The 18,955-nt window shown below is 65.3% G+C and carries 15 protein-coding genes and 1 riboswitch; of the genes, 10 read left to right on the top strand and 5 right to left on the bottom strand.

What is annotated here, in order from left to right; translation table 11 throughout:
* Positions 1 to 8 precede the first annotated feature (8 nt).
* The 3 genes from ABIE56_RS19525 to ABIE56_RS19535 all read right to left on the bottom strand — a co-directional run bounded on the left by ABIE56_RS19525 (position 9) and on the right by ABIE56_RS19535 (position 5,287).
* Positions 9 to 866, bottom strand: coding sequence for an NAD(P)H-binding protein (locus tag ABIE56_RS19525; protein ID WP_429245476.1), 858 nt, complete (start codon positions 864 to 866; stop codon positions 9 to 11).
* A gap of 108 nt (positions 867 to 974) precedes the next feature.
* Entirely contained in the window at positions 975 to 2,642 is a 1,668-nt protein-coding gene (locus ABIE56_RS19530; RefSeq protein WP_429245477.1) for a methyl-accepting chemotaxis protein, read from the bottom strand.
* 98 nt (positions 2,643 to 2,740) lie between these two features.
* Positions 2,741 to 5,287 (bottom strand): family 78 glycoside hydrolase catalytic domain, encoded by a 2,547-nt coding sequence (locus ABIE56_RS19535; RefSeq protein WP_429245478.1) that lies wholly within the window; start codon positions 5,285 to 5,287, stop codon positions 2,741 to 2,743.
* 110 nt (positions 5,288 to 5,397) lie between these two features.
* Between ABIE56_RS19535 and ABIE56_RS19540 the strand changes: the two genes are divergently transcribed.
* A complete protein-coding gene (locus ABIE56_RS19540) occupies positions 5,398 to 5,916 on the top strand; it encodes a DUF2501 domain-containing protein (protein ID WP_429245479.1) in 519 nt (172 codons plus the stop codon).
* A gap of 8 nt (positions 5,917 to 5,924) precedes the next feature.
* Here the strand turns inward: ABIE56_RS19540 and ABIE56_RS19545 are convergent, their stop codons facing one another.
* Positions 5,925 to 7,871, bottom strand: coding sequence for a response regulator (locus ABIE56_RS19545; RefSeq protein WP_429245480.1), 1,947 nt, complete (start codon positions 7,869 to 7,871; stop codon positions 5,925 to 5,927).
* 214 nt (positions 7,872 to 8,085) lie between these two features.
* A riboswitch (cobalamin riboswitch) is annotated at positions 8,086 to 8,301 on the top strand.
* A gap of 154 nt (positions 8,302 to 8,455) precedes the next feature.
* Between ABIE56_RS19545 and ABIE56_RS19550 the strand changes: the two genes are divergently transcribed.
* The 9 genes from ABIE56_RS19550 (at position 8,456) to ABIE56_RS19590 (ending at position 17,994) form a co-directional block, all read left to right on the top strand.
* Complete coding sequence (locus ABIE56_RS19550; RefSeq protein WP_429245481.1) at positions 8,456 to 10,963, top strand: ribonucleoside-diphosphate reductase subunit alpha; 2,508 nt, start codon at positions 8,456 to 8,458, stop codon at positions 10,961 to 10,963.
* 140 nt (positions 10,964 to 11,103) lie between these two features.
* Positions 11,104 to 12,132 carry a ribonucleotide-diphosphate reductase subunit beta gene (locus tag ABIE56_RS19555; RefSeq protein WP_429245482.1) on the top strand — a complete coding sequence of 343 codons (1,029 nt, stop codon included), beginning with the start codon at positions 11,104 to 11,106 and terminating at the stop codon, positions 12,130 to 12,132.
* A 139-nt stretch (positions 12,133 to 12,271) separates the two neighbouring features.
* On the top strand, positions 12,272 to 12,685 hold the full coding sequence (locus tag ABIE56_RS19560) for an acyl-CoA thioesterase (protein WP_247430412.1): 414 nt from the start codon (positions 12,272 to 12,274) through the stop codon (positions 12,683 to 12,685).
* A 178-nt stretch (positions 12,686 to 12,863) separates the two neighbouring features.
* A complete protein-coding gene (gene adh / locus ABIE56_RS19565; protein WP_429245483.1) occupies positions 12,864 to 14,384 on the top strand; it encodes an aldehyde dehydrogenase in 1,521 nt (506 codons plus the stop codon).
* 18 nt (positions 14,385 to 14,402) lie between these two features.
* Positions 14,403 to 14,777 carry a DUF779 domain-containing protein gene (locus tag ABIE56_RS19570; protein WP_429245484.1) on the top strand — a complete coding sequence of 125 codons (375 nt, stop codon included), beginning with the start codon at positions 14,403 to 14,405 and terminating at the stop codon, positions 14,775 to 14,777.
* A gap of 179 nt (positions 14,778 to 14,956) precedes the next feature.
* The gene (locus ABIE56_RS19575; protein WP_429245485.1) at positions 14,957 to 15,409 is read left to right on the top strand and encodes a MerR family transcriptional regulator; all 453 of its coding nucleotides are present in this window, start codon (positions 14,957 to 14,959) and stop codon (positions 15,407 to 15,409) included.
* Positions 15,406 to 16,398 carry an aldo/keto reductase gene (locus tag ABIE56_RS19580; RefSeq protein WP_429245486.1) on the top strand — a complete coding sequence of 331 codons (993 nt, stop codon included), beginning with the start codon at positions 15,406 to 15,408 and terminating at the stop codon, positions 16,396 to 16,398. Before ABIE56_RS19575 ends, ABIE56_RS19580 begins: the two co-directional genes overlap by 4 nt.
* Positions 16,399 to 16,442: 44 nt before the next feature.
* The gene (gene queF / locus ABIE56_RS19585; RefSeq protein ID WP_429245487.1) at positions 16,443 to 17,270 is read left to right on the top strand and encodes an NADPH-dependent 7-cyano-7-deazaguanine reductase QueF; all 828 of its coding nucleotides are present in this window, start codon (positions 16,443 to 16,445) and stop codon (positions 17,268 to 17,270) included.
* A gap of 127 nt (positions 17,271 to 17,397) precedes the next feature.
* Complete coding sequence (locus ABIE56_RS19590) at positions 17,398 to 17,994, top strand: hypothetical protein (protein WP_429245488.1); 597 nt, start codon at positions 17,398 to 17,400, stop codon at positions 17,992 to 17,994.
* A 142-nt stretch (positions 17,995 to 18,136) separates the two neighbouring features.
* Here the strand turns inward: ABIE56_RS19590 and ABIE56_RS19595 are convergent, their stop codons facing one another.
* The gene (locus ABIE56_RS19595; RefSeq protein ID WP_429245489.1) at positions 18,137 to 18,925 is read right to left on the bottom strand and encodes an isocitrate lyase/PEP mutase family protein; all 789 of its coding nucleotides are present in this window, start codon (positions 18,923 to 18,925) and stop codon (positions 18,137 to 18,139) included.
* Positions 18,926 to 18,955 lie beyond the last annotated feature (30 nt).

The following is an 18,955-nucleotide window of genomic DNA, read 5'->3' on the forward strand; positions in this document are numbered from 1 at the left end:
GGACGGTGTTAGCCCGAGGATATGCCATCGCGCGCAACCAGTGCGGCGATCACCTGATCCAGCGACGTCTCGCCTTTAACCGCGCCCACCCTGAAATCGATCCATCCTTCATTAAACCCATCGATCATGCGCATGCGTGGCGCGGGGTTCTTCATACCCTGCTCGCGGAATCGGCCTTCCCACGCGTCACGCGGTACAGCGCGGGCAACCACGTCGCGGTGCAGCGTCCTTGCGAGCGATGCGGCGACATCATCGGGGCTGACCCGAACCGGGCCCTCCAGCTCCACGACCCGCACGCCTTCCCAGCGCTCACGCAATAGCTTCGCGGCAAGGCGGCCGATGTCGCGGGTGGCGACCATGGCGATGCGGCGATCGAGCGGCTGCAGGTAGCTATCGATCACCCCGGTGTCGCGCGCCTGGACAATGTCCCACTGCGCGTTCTCCATGAACCATGCCGCACGCAGGAAGGCGACAGGCATGGGCAGTTCGCCGAGCGCCTGCTCCATCCGGCCGAGTTGCGAGAGCAGGTTCTCATGCGGTGCATCCGCGCCAATGGTGGAAAGCACGACGACGCGATCAGGGCGGCTCGCCAGCAACGCATCCCTGATCGAGGTGATGGTGCGGTTCGATTCAGGGAAGCCCGGCGAAGGATCGAACAGCGGCGGCAACAGGATGAAGACCGCTTCGGCACCTTCAAACGCGCGAGTCAGTGCCGGCGTGTCATCGAGTTCCGCGATGGCCGCATGCACGAAGCGACTGGCCTTGGCGGTATCGCGCACGATGGCGCGGAAGGGTGCTTCGGTGGCACGCAGGGCCTCGGCAAGCGAGGCCCCGACCTGGCCGGTGATACCGGTGATGGCGTACATGGGTGGCTCCGTCGGTTCATGGGGACGGAGCACAGCGTAGGGACGGCAGCGCCGTGACTGAAGCGACTCAGTCGCAGCTCATCACTGACTAAAGATCACCAATGGCGATCAGGCGAACTCCGCCCAGGCATCCGCAGCCTCGGTGGCCTTCGTTTCACCAAAGCGCAGATCCTGCGCGGCCGGGGCACGGGCCTCGACCGGCTTGCCACCATCCACGGTAAAGAAGGCGACCTGCTCGCGCAGCGACTGGGCCTGGTCCTGCATGGATTTCGCCGCGGCCGCGGCCTCTTCCACCAGTGCAGCGTTTTCCTGGGTGACCTGGTCGATCTGCGCGATGGCGACGTTCACCTGGTCCACGCCCGCCGATTGCTCGGCGCTGGCCGCCGCGATCTCGGCGACGATATCCGTCACCTTCTTCACGCTGCCGACGATGTCGCGCAGGGCACCGGCCGAGCGCTCCACGAGCTCCGAACCTGCCTCGACACGCTCGCTGCTTTCCACGATCAGCGCCTTGATCTCCTTCGAGGCTGAAGCGCTGGACTGCGCCAGGCGGCGCACTTCGCTGGCCACCACGGCGAAGCCGCGGCCCTGCTCACCGGCACGCGCGGCTTCGACGGCCGCATTCAGCGCCAGCAGGTTGGTCTGGAAAGCGATCTCATCGATCATGCCCACGATATCAGCGATGCGACGGCTGGAATCACCGATGTCGTGCATGGCGCTCATGGCCTGCGCCATCACTTCGCCGCCCTTCTCCGCTTCGCCGCGCGCGTGGCGCGACAGGCGATCGGCGGCGGTGGCGTTCTCCGCATTCTGCTTCACCGTCGCGGTCATCTCCTCCATGGAGGCGGCGGTCTCCTCCAGGCTGGAGGCCTGTTCCTGCGTACGGTGGGAAAGATCGTCATTGCCGCGGGCAATTTCACCGGCCGTGGTGGAGACCACGTGGGCACCCTGTTGCACTTCCGCAACTATCGCGGCCAACGTGCCGCGCATGCGTTCCAGCGCACCGAGCAGGCTATCCGCAACCACCGGCTCGCCCTGCTCCTGGCGCAGGTCGCCTCCGGCGATACGGCTGGCGATGCGGTGCGCTTCGCGCGGCTCGCCACCAATGGTGGCGCGGATGCTGCGCATGGAGAACCACACCACGAACAGCGCCAGTGCAGCGATCAGGCCGGATTTCGCCAGGTCCTTTTCCAGCTGCAGGCGGAACGCCGCATCGATATCGGTGAAGTACGCACCGGAAATGAAGTGCAGGTCCCACGGCTTGTACAGCTGCGAATAGCTGATCTTGTCGCGGAGTTCCTTCGTCTTCGGCATGACCTGCGTGTAGCGGGTCAGGCCGTGCCCGTCCTTCGCATCCGCCTCCAGCATGGCCACATAGTGGTGGAAGCCGTTGCCATCCACGTCGTCGCGGATATTCTGGCCGACCTCGTCGTGGCGCAGGGGATGCATGCGCATGGCCAGCGAGGAATCGAAGGCGAATACATATCCGCTGCCGTTGGCCCAACGCATGGATTCAATATCGCGCAAGGCATTGACGCGTGCTTCCGCATCGCTCATCTCGCCCTTTTCGGCGCGGGCGTGGTACGCCTCGGCAATGGCACTGGCCGCTGCCACGTGCTGCCCAAGGGTATCCTCCAGCCCAAGCATCTGGGCACGGCGGCTTTCGATACCGGACATCACCGACTGGCCCACCAGGCCCAGCACTACGATGGACATCACCATCCACACCCGCGTGTTCAGCGTGGTGCGGCCAAACCAGTTCGTTACAGCCGACATACTGCGTACACCCTCGAAAAAGATCCCCGTGGGCGCCTTATCGGCAAAAACATGCGCGGCTTTATGACAACCGGATGAATCTCATCGGCCGTGATCTGCTAAGGCAACGCAAGGTGGTATCGGCCGCTCGCCAGCACCCGGTGCGCATGCCCGGGCAGGCCCACGTCGGCCTCCGTGCCTACAGGCACCAGCACGTCCGCCTCGATGCCTTCCGGACTTTTGCGCCACGCCACCGATGCTTCGCCATAAGGGGTCATGACCGCGGCGGAGGCATGCTCGAGGCTCCCGGTGAGCGCGGGCTGCACCGCGAAGCGACGCCAGCCCGCCTCCAGCGGCCTCAGCCCGGCCACATCTTCAAACAGCCAGTCGTCCACGGTGCCAAGGAAATAGTGGCCCCGCGACCGTGACGCGAGCTTCCAGTGCTCCCAAAGGCTGGTGGCCCCGTTGGCTCGCCAGAAACCCCAGCTGGGGAACGTCACCTGAGTGGCGATCGCCCACGCTTCGTCGGCATGGCCGGTGGCGGTCAGCACGGGCAGGATCAGCTTCGTCGCGAGTGCGCCCGTGTCGAGATGATCGCCGCGCGCCCGGGCATCGGCGGCCACGCCCGCGGCGACGCGCTGGCGCAGGTCGTCGGGAACCAGGCCGAACGCGAGTGCCAGCAGATTGTGCGCCTGGCGATAGCCCTGGTCGCCCTCACCACGGTAGGTGGCCGTTGCACCGTCAAGGAAGCGCGCGTTGAAGGCGGCCCGTACCTCGTCGGCCATGCGGTCGAAACGCGCGGCCTCGTCAGGGTGGCCGGTCAGGCGCTGCATATCGGCGACCACGCGCTCCATGCGGTAAAGGTAGGCCGTGGCCGCCACCCGCTTGTCTTCCGGTGCGTTCTCGCCCGAAGGATCCGTTTCAGGGCTCACCCAGTCACCGAGCTCCGTGTTCGCTATGCCACCTGGCGAGCGCGCATGTTCCATGGCGACGTAGCGCGCCATGCCTTCGAGGTGCTCATCGATGGGCGCGCGATCACCCGTCGCCATGTAGATCGACCACGGCACCAGCACGTACGCCGAGTGCCAGGTTGGCGCATGCACATCCAGCGCCCAGCCCGCGTTGGGCGCGGTGACGAGTGGCGCGCCGTCGGTCCCGCGCGTGTCGGCGATATCACGGACCCATTTGGTGAGCAACGCGCCGGCATCGACATTACGCAGGAACATGTCGGCACCGAGCATGCCATCGCCCGTCCACCCGTTCTTCTCGTACATGGGCGTATCGGTGGGGATGCCATGCAGGTTGTTGAGCAGGGTGTCTACCGTGGCGCGGTGGATCCAGTTGAGCAGGTCGTTAGAGCTGTCGAAGCGGCCGGTGATCGCAACGTCGGTGTGCACGATGCTGGCTTTCACCGCCGCGAGGTCGGGCTTACCCGGCCAGCCATCCACCTGCACGTAGCGAAAGCCCTTGTAGGAGAACCGGGCATGCCACTGCGTACGCCCCTCGCCGAGCGTCAGGTGATCGGTCTGGAATCCGTGCTTGAAGTAGTGGTGTTCGTCACGCGCATCGACCGTGCCGTCGGGAAGCAGCTTCTCGCCGTAACGCGCGGTAATCGTCGTCCCGGCCGGGCCCGTCACATCAAAGTCGGCCCAGCCTGCGATAACCCGCGGGAACGCGAACACGAACGTACCGGGCTTCGGTTCGGTGATCTCGACCGCATTGAGCACCTGGGTTACCCAGATGGGTTGCTCCGTCTGCGCCACCAGGCGGCCGGCCGGCGCCGGTAGCTCGGTCGCGGGCGCCCACGCGGTGGGCACTGCCTTCTGCGCGTCGTAGTCTTCGCCACCGTACAGGTCATCCAGGCGCGTGGGGCCATCGGCAAGCTGCCACTGCGTATCGGTCGGGACCCGCTCGATGTGGCCATCGCCGTAGCGGATAACCAGCACCGCACGTACCCGCGGCTGGCCGTGCCAGGGCGCGCGCTCCCAATGCCATACGTTCGGGTTGGTCATGCCGTAGAAGCCACGGCCCAGTTCAGCGGCCAGCTCGTGCTCACCTGGAGCCAACGCAACATCAGTCGCGGTGACTTCCACACGCTTCGCATAATCCGTAAAGCCAGGCGAGAGCACGGCATCGCTGGCCGGTTTGCCATCCACCTGCATGGCCGCGTAGCCACCCGCTGCCACGTACAACGTGGCCCGTGCGACATCGGCACCGACATGGAACGTGCGCCGCAACAGGGGCGCGGGAAGGCTTGCCGCGTCAGCCTTGCCAATCCAGCGTGCGCCGGCCCAGCCGGCTTCATCCAGCGCCGTGCCGAATGACGACGCGCCGGTGGCCGTACCCTCAGAGGTCTTCACCTCCACGCGCCAGTCGTAACGTTCGCCGGGTACCAGCGCAGGGCCCGCATACACCACGTCGAACGATTGGGCCGAGCGGATCTCGCCGCTGTCCCACACGCGCTTGCCGCCCCGGCTTACCTGAAGGCGGTAGCCGATCTGCGCGGTGCCATTCTTTTCGGCATGGATCACCCACGAGAACCGCGGTGTCGCTGCATCGACATAGAGGGGAGTATCGGTCCGCTCCACCTGCAACCGTTCGAGCGCGGCGGCGTGGGCAAAAGCAGGAGCGAACAGCAGGGCAAGGACCAGGGCGCGTGGGGACAAGGCGTGGAATCCGTAAGGCGGGGCACGAAGCTTTGAGCATACCCGCACACATCGGCCTAACGCGTGCGGGGCTACACAGTACCCACCCCAAGCCAACCGGAGCCACCGTCATGAAGACCCGTATCGCCGGCCTCGCCCTGGGCCTCGCCATCGCCAGCACCGCTGCCACCGCCGGGCAACTCGACAAGCTCGGTAGTCTCGGCGGCCTCGCCGGTGGTGGTGGCAGCCTCACGTCGGGCAGCGCCGGCAATGCCGCAGGCATCATCCAGTACTGCATCAACAACAATTACCTGGGCGGCAATTCAGGGGCCGCCGGTGTGAAGGACAAGCTGCTCGGGAGCCTTACGGGGGACCAGCATGCGGCCGGTACCGACGCGGGCGGCGCATCGGGCACCGATATGCTGGGCAAGCTGAGCGCCAAGCCCAAGGACAGTACCAAGAGCACCGCCGCGGGATCGCAGGACAAGGGCTACCTGGATGGCGCCAAGGGCCTGCTCACCACGGGCGATGGCAAGCAGGTGAACCTTACCGGCGGCGATAGCGGCAACAGCAGTGACATGAAGGGCCAGCTGGTGCACAAGGCCTGCGATGCGGTCTTGAAGCAGGGCAAGAAGATGGCGGGAGTGTAGACGGCCTTTCAGGCCCGCGTGATGCGCCCGATCGCATCGGTGAGATCCGCCACGCCGTAAGGCTTGACGATCACCGCCGTACGGCCGTCGCGCACCACGCCGTTCGCGGTCTGGTCGCCCGTGGCGAACAACACCGGCAGCTCCGGCTGCGCTTCGCGCATGCGTTGGGCCACTTCCACGCCGGACATGCCCGGCAGACCCACGTCGGCCAGCAATACATCGATCACCTCGCTGGCGTGCACGCGGATCGCCTCATTGCCGTCGCCGGCTTCGAACACCGTATGTCCGCGGCTTTCCAGCATCTCCGCAATACTCATGCGGATCAGTACGTCGTCTTCCACCACCAGCACGCGCAGGGTTTTCGGTGCATTCGGTACAGGTGCCGCGGCCGCGAGCGTTGCGCCCGCCGGTTGCGGGTTGGCATGCCGGCGCTGGGCCAGCACGTGGCGCACGCGGCGGGCCAGGGCTTCACGCGTATACGGCTTGCTCAGCAACTCGACGCCTTCATCCAGGCGGCCACCATGGACAATGGCGTTTTCGGTGTAGCCCGAGGTAAACAACACGGCCAGCCCAGGCTGACGCTCCGCAGCCTTGCGTGCCAGTTCGGGGCTGCGCATAGGGCCGGGCATCACCACATCGGTGAACAGCAGATCCACCGCGATCCCGCTGTCGATGATGGAAAGCGCGCTTTCGGCATCACGTGCCTTGAGCACGCGATAGCCGAGGTCGACAAGCATCACCACCACGGTCTCGCGCACATCATCGTCATCTTCCGCGACAAGGATGGTTTCATTGCCGCCACGTACGCCGCCCTCGTCCGTCCCGACCGGCCGGTCTTCGCCCTGCATGGAACGCGGCAGGTAAATCTTTACCGTCGTGCCGTGTCCCGGCTCGCTGTAGATCTTCACATGGCCGCCAGACTGTTTGACGAAGCCGTAAACCATCGACAGGCCCAGGCCGGTGCCCTGGCCCTCCGGCTTGGTGGTGAAGAACGGCTCGAACACCTGCGCCAGCACATCCGGTGCAATGCCCGTGCCGGTGTCGGTGACCGCCAACATGACGTACTGGCCCGGTTTCAGATCGCCGTGGGCCCGGGCGTAGGCCTCGTCGAGCAACGTGTTGCCTGCCTCGATCGTGAGCCTGCCCTGCCCACCCATCGCGTCGCGCGCATTGATGGCCAGGTTAAGCAGCGCGTTCTCGACATTGCCCACGTCCACCTGGGTGTTCCAGAGCCCACCAGCGATCACCGTCTCCACTTCGATCGCCTCACCGAGCGACCGGCGCAACAGGTCATCCATCTCGCGGACGAACCGGCCGATGTTCACCACTTTGGGGGCCAGCGGCTGGCGCCGGCCGAATGCCAGGAGCTGTGCGGCCAGGCGCGAGCCGCGGTCCACGCCGGCCATGGCGTTCGCCACGCGGCGCTCGGCACGTGCATTGCCGGCGACATCGGTGGCAAGCAGCTGCAGGTTGCCGCTGATCACCTGCAGCAGGTTATTGAAGTCGTGCGCCACGCCACCGGTGAGCTTCCCGATCGCGTCCATCTTCTGTGCCTGGCGCAGCTGGTCCTGGGTGATGTCGGCCGAGCCGTCACCACCCGGCCCCATCCAGGCCTGGTCGGCATTGCCAGGGCGGAACGTGGCGAGGATGACCGCCTCACCCACCGCCGGGCTGCTCCAGGTTTCCAGTGACACGCGCCACGGCAGGTTGTCGGACGCAGCAACCTCAAGGTCACGAATGCCGCGCGCACCGATCGCCGCAAGCACGGCCTCGATGGCTTCGCGGCCCGCCGGGCTCCAGAACGCGAGGAACGAGTGCCCGCGCAGGCGTTCGCGCGCCCACGCATTTGCGTGCAGCATCGTTCCCGAGGGCGAAAGCGCCACCAGGCCAAAGGGCACCGCATCAAGCGATTGGTTGAGCAGTGCGTGGTCTTGCAGCGTGAACGTCGATGGCATCGAACCGCGTGGTCCTTAGGATGGTGGCTTGGAACGGGCCCGAATCTTAGCCTCGGGCCGCAATCGCTTATGTGTAGACGCTCTTCACATGCCAGGACAGGTATTGATCAAGGCGTGATCAGGGGCTTCGCCAGCGCATTCACGCAACCCATTGAGCAGGAAGCGCATTGGAAAAAATACCCTATATCTTGTGTTGACCTGCCCTGGTCCCAGCTATATCGTGTGTCCCGTTGGTGTCCGAGGCGGCGCGACTGCCCGTCGGACTTAAAAGGGAATCCGGTGTAAATCCGGAACTGCCCCGCAGCGGTAAGTGGAAACGACCCCGTTCAAAGCACTGGCCCTTCGGGGGCTGGGAAGCGACGGGTAGGCAGGGCGGCATGCCGCCCTACGTCCACGAAGTCCGAAGACCTGCCAGCAGCCATGCCCGAAGGGCATGGTTCGTGGTGACGGCTTCCGCGGGGAGGCACGTCGCGGACCGAAGCCCCACGCGCGGCTTCGTCCCCGGCTTTCCCGTCCTTGCCTACCCACATCAAGCCCCGTCCGAGGGAACGGGAGTCTGGACCAGGCCCTGGGGCACGCCAAGCATGACGACGATGGATTCCGCAGCGCGCGAGCGCACCGAGACGGCCGATGCGGCCGCCACCCCCACTACCAGCACCGACAAGGCCCCCGCAGCGGGCTACCGCCAGGACGCCCCACCGGCGTTCGCCCTTACCCCGCCACACAACCCCGGCCAGATGCGCGTGACGAAGCGCAACGGTGGCCAGGAAACCGTGGATGTGAACAAGATCGTGCGCGCGGTGACGCGCAGCGCCGATGGCCTGTTCGCGGTCGATCCCATGCGCGTGGCGCTGAAGACGATCGGCGGCCTGTACGACGGCGCCACCACCCAGGAGCTCGACCAGCTTTCCATCCGCACCTCCGCGGCGCTCACCGCCGAGGAGCCGGAATACGGCCAGCTCGCCGCGCGCCTGCTCTCCGCCTTCATCGACAAGGAAGTGAGCGGCCAGGAGATCCAGTCGTTCTCGCAATCGATCAACATCGGCGGTGAGCTTGGCATCCTCAACGAGCGCCTGCGCGCGTTCGTGACCGCCAACGCACGCAAGCTCAACGATGCGATCGACCTGAACGCCTCGCGCCGCTTCGAATACTTCGGCCTGCGCACGGTGTACGACCGTTACCTGCTGCGCCACCCGACCAAGCGCCACGTCATCGAGACCCCGCAGTATTTCTTCATGCGCATCGCCTGCGCACTCGGCGGCAACGATGTGGCCGAGACGCTGGAGCTGTACCGCATGCTCTCGTCGCTCGAGTACCTGGCCAGCTCGCCCACGCTGTTCAACGCCGGCACGGCGCACGAGCAGCTGTCGTCGTGCTTCCTGCTCGATTCGCCGCAGGATGACCTGGCATCGATCTATTCGAAGTATGGCGACGTGGCCCAGCTCTCGAAGTTCGCTGGTGGTATTGGCCTGGCCTACTCGCGCATCCGTTCGCGCGGCTCGCTCATCCGCGGCACCAACGGCCACTCCAACGGCCTGGTGCCCTGGCTGAAGACCCTCGATGCCTCGGTCGCCGCGGTGAACCAGGGTGGCAAACGCAAGGGCGCCGCCTGCGTGTACCTGGAAAGCTGGCACGCGGATATCGAGGAATTCCTCGAATTGCGCGAAAACACCGGTGACGACGCCCGCCGCACCCATAACCTGAACTTGGCCAACTGGGTGCCCGACCTGTTCATGCGCCGCGTCGAGACCGATGGCGACTGGTCGCTGTTCGATCCAAAGATCGTGCCGCACTTCGTCGATACCTGGGGCGCCACGTTCGAGGCCGCGTACGAAAAGGCCGAGGCCGAGGGCCTGGCCAGCAAGCAGGTGAAGGCGCGCGAGCTATACGCCCGCATGCTGCGTTCGCTGGCGCAGACCGGCAACGGCTGGATGACCTTCAAGGATCGCTCCAACGCCACCAGCAACCAGACGGCAAAGCCCGAGAACGTCATCCACCTCTCGAACCTGTGCACCGAGATTCTCGAGGTGACCAACGAGGGCGAGACCGCGGTGTGCAACCTGGGTTCGGTGAACCTCGCCCGCCACGTCGTGGATGGTGCGTTTGATTTCGAGAAGCTGGCCAGCACCGTGCGCACCGCCGTGCGCCAGCTCAACCGCGTGATCGACCTGAATTTCTACCCGATCGATACCGCGCGCACCGCGAACATGAAGTGGCGCCCGGTGGGCCTGGGCGTGATGGGCCTGCAGGATGTGTTCTTCAAGCTGCGCCTGCGCTTTGATTCGGATGAAGCCCGCGAGCTGTCCACGCGCATCTCGGAAGAGATCTACTTCCACGCGCTGTCGCAGTCCAACGAGATCGCCGAGCGCGACGGTGCCCACCCGGGCTTCGACGAGAGCCGCGCCGCCAACGGCGAGCTCCAGTTCGATTACTGGCCCGCCGCTACGCCGAACGGCAAGGATGGCCGTTGGGCCGAGCTGCGCGAGAAGGTGAAGACGCACGGCCTGCGCAACTCGCTGCTCATCGCCATCGCGCCGACCGCCACCATCGCGTCCATCGCCGGTTGCTACGAGTGCATCGAGCCGCAGGTCTCCAACCTGTTCAAGCGCGAAACGCTCTCGGGCGATTTCCTGGTGGTGAACCGCCACCTGGTCGAAGAGCTGAAGACGCTGGGCCTGTGGACCGCCGATATCCGCGACCAGATCAAGCTGGCCGAAGGTTCGGTGCAAGGTATCAACGTCATCCCGGCCGAGTTGCGCGCGATCTACCGCACCGTATGGGAGCTGCCGCAGAAGGCCCTGATCGACCTGGCCGCCGCCCGCGGTGCCTATATCGACCAGAGCCAGTCGCTGAACCTGTTCATGGAAAACCCGAACATCGGCCAGCTCTCGTCCATGTACATGTACGCGTGGAAGTCCGGCGTCAAGACCACCTACTACCTGCGCTCGCGCCCCGCTACCCGCATTGCGAAGACGACGGTGAGCGCCGCTGCTGCCGCACCGGTCGCGCCGGTGGTGAACACGCAGGAACAGGCCGAAGCCGCGGTGTTCTGCTCGCTCGAGAACCCCGAGTATTGCGAAGCCTGCCAGTAACACACCACCTGGCGCCGCGCGCTCACGCGCTGGCGCTTGCCCTGTAGGAGCGCGCTTGCGCGCGATGGGGGATTGCCGCGAGCGCCCATCGCGCGCAAGCGCGCTCCTACAGTCGATCACCGAATAACAAGAGGCACCTTATGTCCGCTCATCCCATCACCCGTGACGCGCACCTGCTCGATCCGGGCTTCGAACTGACGCTGCGCCCCATGCGTTACCCGAAGTTCTACGAGATGTACCGCGCAGCCATCCGCAATACGTGGACGGTGGAAGAAGTGGATTTCTCGCTCGATGTCACCGATCTCAAATCGAAGATGTCCGATGCGGATCGCCACCTGATCCACCGCCTGGTCGCGTTCTTCGCCACGGGCGACACCATCGTCTCGAACAACCTGGTGCTGAACCTTTACCAGCACGTGAACTCCCCCGAAGCGCGCATGTTCCTGTCGCGCCAACTGTATGAAGAAGCGCTGCACGTGCAGTTCTACCTCACGCTGCTCGATACCTACATCCCGGATCCATCGGAGCGGAACAAGGCGTTCGCGGCGATCGAGAACATTCCCTCGATCCGCCAGAAGGGCGAGTTCTGCTTCAAGTGGATCGACTCGATCCAGGATATCCACCGCCTGGAAACGCGCGAACACCGCCGCCAGTTCCTGCTGAACCTGATCTGCTTTGCCGCGTGCATCGAAGGCCTGTTCTTCTTCGCCGCGTTCGCCTACGTGTACTACCTGCGCTCACGCGGCCTGCTGCACGGGCTGGCCTCAGGTACCAACTGGGTGTTCCGCGACGAATCCGGGCACATGGCCTTCGCCTTCGACGTGGTCCGCACGGTCCGCGAAGAAGAGCCGGATCTCTTCGATGATGAGATGCGCCGCCAGGTCGAGGAAATGCTGGAAGACGCGATCGCCTGCGAAACCCAGTTCGCCGCCGACGTGCTTTCGGGCGGTGTGGCTGGCCTGTCGGTGAACGACATGCGCCAGTACCTCGAATACTGCGCCGACCAGCGCCTGGTCCAGCTCGACATGCCGAAGAAGTACGGCGCAAAGAACCCGTTTGACTTCATGGACTTGCAGGACGTTCAGGAACTCACCAATTTCTTCGAACGCCGCGTTTCGTCGTACCAGGTGGGCGTCCAGGGCGAAGTCGCCTTCGACCAGTCGTTCTGACGGTCAGACGAAACCGGCTGTTGTAGGAGCGCGCTTGCGCGCGATCGGGCCCGCCGCAAGCATCCATCGCGCGCAAGCGCGCTCCTACACAAACCGGGCCCAGCCAAAATTTGCTGCAATGCAGTAAAATGGGGACATCATGAACAAGACCGCCACCATGCTCCCCATTGCCCGCCCGACCGAGGCCCGTGTCCTCGAGATCGTCTTCCCGGACCACACCAACCACCTGGGCACGCTGTTCGGCGGCCAGGCGCTGGCGTGGATGGATAAGGCGGCCTTCCTCGCGGCTTCGCGTTACTCGCGCAAGATCGTGGTCACCGCCCGCTCCGAGCAGGTCGATTTCCACGTGCCGGTCCGCAAGGGCCAGATGGTCGAGCTCATCGCCATCGTGGTCTCCGTGGGCCGCACCTCCATGAACGTGGACGTGGCCATGTACACCGAAGACCTGATCACCGGCGAGCGTGAGCTGTGCACCCGCGGCACGTTCGTCATGATCGCGCTGGACGAGAACCACAAGCCCACCGCGGTCGAGTCGCTGCCCGCTCAGGGCTAAGTCGTCGCAAGATCTTTTGTGGCCGAAGGGCTGGTGCGTTGCCGCACCGGCCCTTCCTGCATGTGGGGCCCGGATTCGCTGCGCCGCCGCAGCCACGCTGGACAAAGGTCGTGTTGCGCACGGGGCGACAACGTGGTTTTACATCGCGGTATCCGTCGCCAAAAACCGGAGCACCGCCATGACCAGGCTCGAACAGCAGCACCTCGCCGTGCAGGTTCCCTTCAAGCAGCGCTACGGCAACTATATCGGCGGGCAATGGGCCGCGCCGAAGAGTGGCCAGTACTTCGAGAACATCACGCCCATTACCGGCAAGGCGTTCTGCGAAATCCCCCGCTCCGATGCCGCTGATATCGATGCGGCCCTGGATGCGGCGCACGCCGCCAAGGACGCCTGGGGCCGCACCGCCGTCGCCGAGCGCGCGCGTATCCTGAACCTGATCGCCGACCGCATGGAGCAGAATCTCGAGCTGCTTGCGCACGCGGAAACCTGGGATAACGGCAAGCCCATCCGCGAGACCATGGCCGCCGACCTGCCGTTAGCCATCGACCACTTCCGCTACTTCGCCGGATGCATTCGCGCGCAGGAAGGCTCGATCGGCGAGATCGACGACGACACCGTGGCCTACCAGTTCCATGAGCCGCTGGGCGTCGTGGGGCAGATCATTCCGTGGAACTTCCCGCTGCTCATGGCGGCTTGGAAGATGGCGCCCGCCCTCGCCGCCGGCAACTGCATCGTATTAAAGCCTGCCGAACAGACCCCAGCCAGCATCCTGGTCTGGGCCGAACTGGTCGGCGACCTGCTCCCGCCCGGCGTACTGAACATCGTGAACGGTTTCGGCCTGGAAGCCGGCAAGCCGCTGGCCTCGTCCAACCGGATCGCCAAGATCGCCTTCACCGGGGAAACCACGACCGGCCGGCTGATCATGCAGTACGCCAGTCAGAACCTCATTCCGGTCACGCTTGAGCTGGGCGGCAAGTCGCCAAACATCTTCTTCGCGGATGTCGCGGCCGAAGACGACGATTTCTTTGACAAGGCGATTGAAGGTTTCGTCATGTTCGCGCTGAACCAGGGCGAGGTTTGCACCTGTCCCAGCCGCGCACTGATCCACGAATCCATCTACGACCGCTTCATGGAGCGTGCGCTCAAACGCGTCGACGCCATCAAGGTCGGCAATCCGCTGGATCCATCCACCATGATCGGTGCGCAGGCTTCCAGCGAGCAGTTGGAAAAGATCCTTTCGTACATCGATATCGGCAGGCAGGAGGGCGCCGAAGTGCTGATCGGTGGTGAACGCAATGCACTCGAGGGTGAGCTGGCCGAAGGCTATTACGTGAAGCCAACCGTGTTCCGTAGCCATAACCGCATGCGCATTTTCCAGGAAGAAATCTTCGGCCCGGTCGTTTCGGTCACCACGTTCAAGACCGACGAAGAAGCGCTGTCGATCGCCAACGACACGCTGTACGGCCTGGGTGCCGGTGTGTGGACGCGCGACGGTAACCGCGCGTACCGTTTCGGCCGCCACATCAAAGCCGGGCGCGTGTGGACCAACTGCTATCACGCCTACCCCGCGCACGCGGCATTCGGCGGTTACAAGCAGAGCGGCATCGGCCGCGAAACCCACCGCATGATGCTCGATCATTACCAGCAGACAAAGAACCTGCTGGTGAGTTACTCGCCGAAGAAGCTCGGGTTTTTCTGAGCGAAGGAGATAGCGACCGTGACAGACGTCGAGAAGGTCATTGCGACGCCAGCGGCGGTCGCTCTCATCGAAAAGCTGCGCGCCCGCCACGGCGCGCTGCTTTTCCATCAGTCCGGTGGTTGCTGCGATGGCTCATCGCCCATGTGCTACCCGCGGGATGATTTCATCGTGGGCGATCGCGACGTGCTGCTGGGCACGATCGGCGACGCCCCGTTCTACATGAGCCCCTCGCAATACGAATACTGGAAGCACACGCAGCTCATCATCGATGTGGTGCCGGGGCGCGGTGGCATGTTCTCCCTGGAGAACGGTGAAGGCGTCCGCTTCCTCACCCGCTCACGCCTGTTCACCGATGGCGAGGTCGAGGCGCTGGTAGCCGCCGGCCGCTTCTAAGCTGCCCGGTCTCCCCCGCCCTATATCTGACAGGCTCGTGCAGGAGCGCGCTTGCGCGCGATAAGGGCCGCGGCAACACCCATCGCGCGCCAGCGCGCTCCTACAGGGACCTGTCATCCAGCCGTAACAACGCAAAAGAGGGTTGACTTAGAGCGCACTCTAAGCCGTACGCTTCCCTCATGCCCACATCCCTGACCATCGCCGAGGCGGCTCTCGCCACCGGCCTGACCACCTATACGCTGCGTTATTACGAGCAGATCGGCCTGATCGACCCGGTACCCCGCCGGGGCGGCCAGCGGATCTACGGTGAGAACGACATGCGCCTCATCCAGTTCGTGCTGCGGCTGCGCGGCACGGGCATGCCCATGCGCGATATCCAGGAGTACGTACGCCTGCGCCGCCTGGGGGAAACCCAGGAAAGCATCGTAGGCCGGGGCGACCTGCTCGAGCGTCACGCCGCGCACCTGCGCGATGAGCTGGTATCGCTCACCGAAACCATCGCGCGGCTGGACGAGAAGATCGCCCTGTACCGCTCCATCTACGGTGCCGACGGCGCGCCTACGCCCGTAAAGAGCGACGCAGCCGGTGGCCCCGGTGACACCATCCCCACCCCCCGGAGGAAGCAAGCATGATCACCCGCAAACTTGGGTCAAACGGCCCCGATGTCTCGGCACAAGGCCTTGGCTGCATGGGCATGAGCGAGTTCTACGGCCCGGGCGATGACGCACAGAACGTCGCCACGCTGGAGCGCGCACTGGAACTCGGCATCACCTTCTGGGATACCTCCGACGCTTACGGCCCGCACACCAACGAAGAACTGATTGGGCGCGTGTTGCAGGGGCGCCGCGACAAGGTGTTCCTGGCTACGAAGTTCGGCATCGTGCGCGACCCGAGCAACCCCGCCGCGCGTGGCGTCAGCGGCCGCCCGGAGTACGTGCGCCAGTCGGTGGAAGGCAGCCTGCGCCGCCTGAAGACCGATTACATCGATCTGTACTACCAGCACCGCGTGGACCGCACCGTGCCGATCGAAGAGACCGTGGGTGCCATGGCCGAGCTGGTGAAGGAAGGCAAGGTGCGCCAACTGGGCCTGTCCGAAGCCTCCGCCGCCAGCATTGCCCGTGCGGCCAAGGTGCACCCGATCTCCGCGCTGCAAAGCGAGTATTCGCTGTGGACGCGCGACCCGGAAACCACCGGCACGCTGGCAGCCTGCCGCGAACACGGCATCGCGTTCGTGGCGTACAGCCCGCTGGGCCGCGGCTTCCTCACCGGCGCAATCACCAAGCCGGATGATTTTGCCGAGGACGACTACCGCCGCTACAACCCGCGCTTCACCGGCGAGAATTTCACGAAGAACCTGGCGATCGTGGAGAAGGTGAAGAGGTTCGCCGCCGACAAGGGCTGCACGCCCGGCCAGCTGGCCCTGGCCTGGGTGCTGGCGAAGGGGCAGGACATCCTGCCGATCCCGGGCACCAAGCGGGTGAAATACCTGGAAGAGAACGCGGCCGCCATGGATGTGAAGCTCAGCGACAGCGAGATCGCCGAGATCGATGCCGTGTTCCCGCCGGATTCGGCGGTGGGCGACCGCTACCAGACAAACATGATGGGTTCGATCAACGCCTGACCCGCGGCCGTATAATGGCGGTTTGTCCCACCCGGCAAACCGCCATGTCGTCCCCCGATCACTCGCCGCTGGGCAAGGCCACCACGTACGCTGACCGCTACGATGCCAGCCTGCTCTTCCCCATTCCCCGCCAGGCCAAGCGCGATGAGATCGGCGTGGATGGCGCCGCGTTGCCTTTCCACGGCATGGACATCTGGAACGGCTACGAGCTGAGCTGGCTGGATCCACGCGGCAAGCCCATGGTGGCGGTGGCGGAATTCCGCTTCCCGGCGACCACGCCCGACATCATCGAATCCAAGTCGTTCAAGCTGTACCTGAACAGCTTTGCCCAGGAGACGATCGCCAGCCGCGATGCGCTGCGCGACGCCCTGGTGCGCGATCTCTCGGCGGCGTCGGGCGGCCCGGTACGCGTGGTGCTGCATGCACCCGAAGAGCTGAACGGCGTGCCGCTGCACGAGCCGGAAGGCGTACTCCTGGATGACCAGGACCTCGATTTCGACAGCTATGGTCCGCCCCGGGCGGATTTCCTGAGCACCCACGAGGGTGATGCCCGCGAGGTGCTGGTTTCGCACCTGCTGCGCTCGAACTGCCCGGTCACCGGCCAGCCGGACTGGGGCAGTGTGCAGATCAGCTACACCGGGGCACCGATCGACCGCGCCGGCCTGCTGCGCTACCTGGTCTCGTTCCGTCGTCACACCGAATTCCACGAGCAGTGCGTCGAACGGATCTTCATGGATCTGCGCGAACGCTGCGCCCCGCGCGAGCTGGCCGTCTACGCCCGCTACACCCGCCGCGGGGGCCTGGATATCAACCCGTTCCGTAGCACCGATGCGGCCGCCGAGCCGGGTAATCCGCGCGGCGCCCGCCAATGATGAACCGTGCATTCATGCACTCTTCATTGGTCTTGCCTTTAGTTGTGTAGCCTGTAACCTGCCGCGGCCGAGGGTTTTGCCTCGACCCGACCATGCATTCGCCCTGTTCTATTTCCGGAATCCAGACATGAAGCTTTCCTTCCGCACGCCTGTCCTCGCCACGGCCACCCTCGCCGGCCTCCTGGTCCTCACCGCTTGCGGCAAGAAGGAAGAGCAGACCAACGCCCCGGCCGCCGCCTCGACGGCTGCTGCGCCGGCCGCCGCTCCGGCTGCCGCCAGCACGGCCCCGGCTGCGCCGGCCGCTGCCACCACCGCCGCCGCTGCCCCGGCCGCCCCGTCGGCCGCCCCGGCCCCGGCTGCCGCCCCGGCCGCCGCTGAATCGCTGAAGATCGGCTCGGTCACCCTGGGCAGCGCCGTGGGCGCCGACAAGAAGGTCGCCAAGGCCAAGACCGCCTTCGCGCCGAACGAAAAGACCATCTACGCCTCGGTCGCCACCGAAGGCACCACCGCCGGCGCCACGCTGAACGCCAAGTGGACCTTCCAGGATGGCGAAACCACCACCACCGTGAGCGACATCAGCCAGTCGATCAGCACGGATGGCCCGGCCGTCACCACGTTCAAGATCCAGAACCCGAACGAGTGGCCGGAAGGCAAGTACAAGGTTTCCATCTCGCTGAATGGCCAGCCGGCCGGCGACACGTCGTTCGACGTCAAGAAGAAGTAAGCAAGCGCCCCACACGAGAGGCAAAGAGGGCGCGGCTTTTGCCGCGCCCTTTTTTTGAGCGTTTTCGCTGCGTCGATCGCGTGCGAGCACGCTCCTACACACGACCTGCGCAGGCTCTTGTAGGAGCGCGCTTGCGCGCGATTCAGCGCACAGGCCGGTCGAGCAACCGGTTCAACAACGGATAGCTCAACGCCTCCGGCTCGGCCTTTCCCATAAATGCCGCCGCCCCTTTCGCGGCACCCGCGTAGGCATCCAGCGCCAGCGCAATACCCGCGCTCAGCCGGCGCGCGCCGGCGTCATAAAGCTCGGCATGCGAAGGGAGCCCCGGCACCAGCATCACGTTCAACGGCATCTCACCCAGTGAGCTCGCCACACGGCGGATTTCATCCACCTTCGCGATGCCGGGCGCGAATAGCCCATCCGCCCCTGCTTCACGGAACAACCCGGCGCGACGCACGACTTCCCCTACCGCCTCATCGCCACTGGCGATCCCGCGCAGGTAAATATCCGTGCGCGCATTGATGTACAGGTCGCGGCCGCCGAGCGCGGCGCGAATCGCCCGAAGCTTCGCCGTGAGTTCGGAAGGATCACGCCCCGCGTCTTCGATGTTGATGCCAGCCACACCCGCATCGACCAGCGAGGCAACAAACCGCCCTACCTCGTCGGGGTCCGTTGAACCGCCTTCTTCGATATCCGCACTGAGCGGCACGGCCAGCACGCGTGCGATGCGCGCCGTAGCCGCCAGGATCTCGCTGGCCGGCAGCTTGTCCCCATCGGGCCAGCCACAGGCCCACGCAACGCCGGCGCTCGTCGTCGCCACGGCGGGCGCGCCGGCGTGCTGGATCGCGATGGCGCTGCCGGCGTCCCAGGCGTTGGGGAGTACTAGCAGGGCACCCGTGCGGTGCAGGTCTCGGAAGCGCGAAGCACTCATGGCAGAGCATCCCTCGTGGAAGAGGGGCCA

The organism is Luteibacter sp. 621 (assembly GCF_050435445.1).
Taxonomy (GTDB): domain Bacteria; phylum Pseudomonadota; class Gammaproteobacteria; order Xanthomonadales; family Rhodanobacteraceae; genus Luteibacter.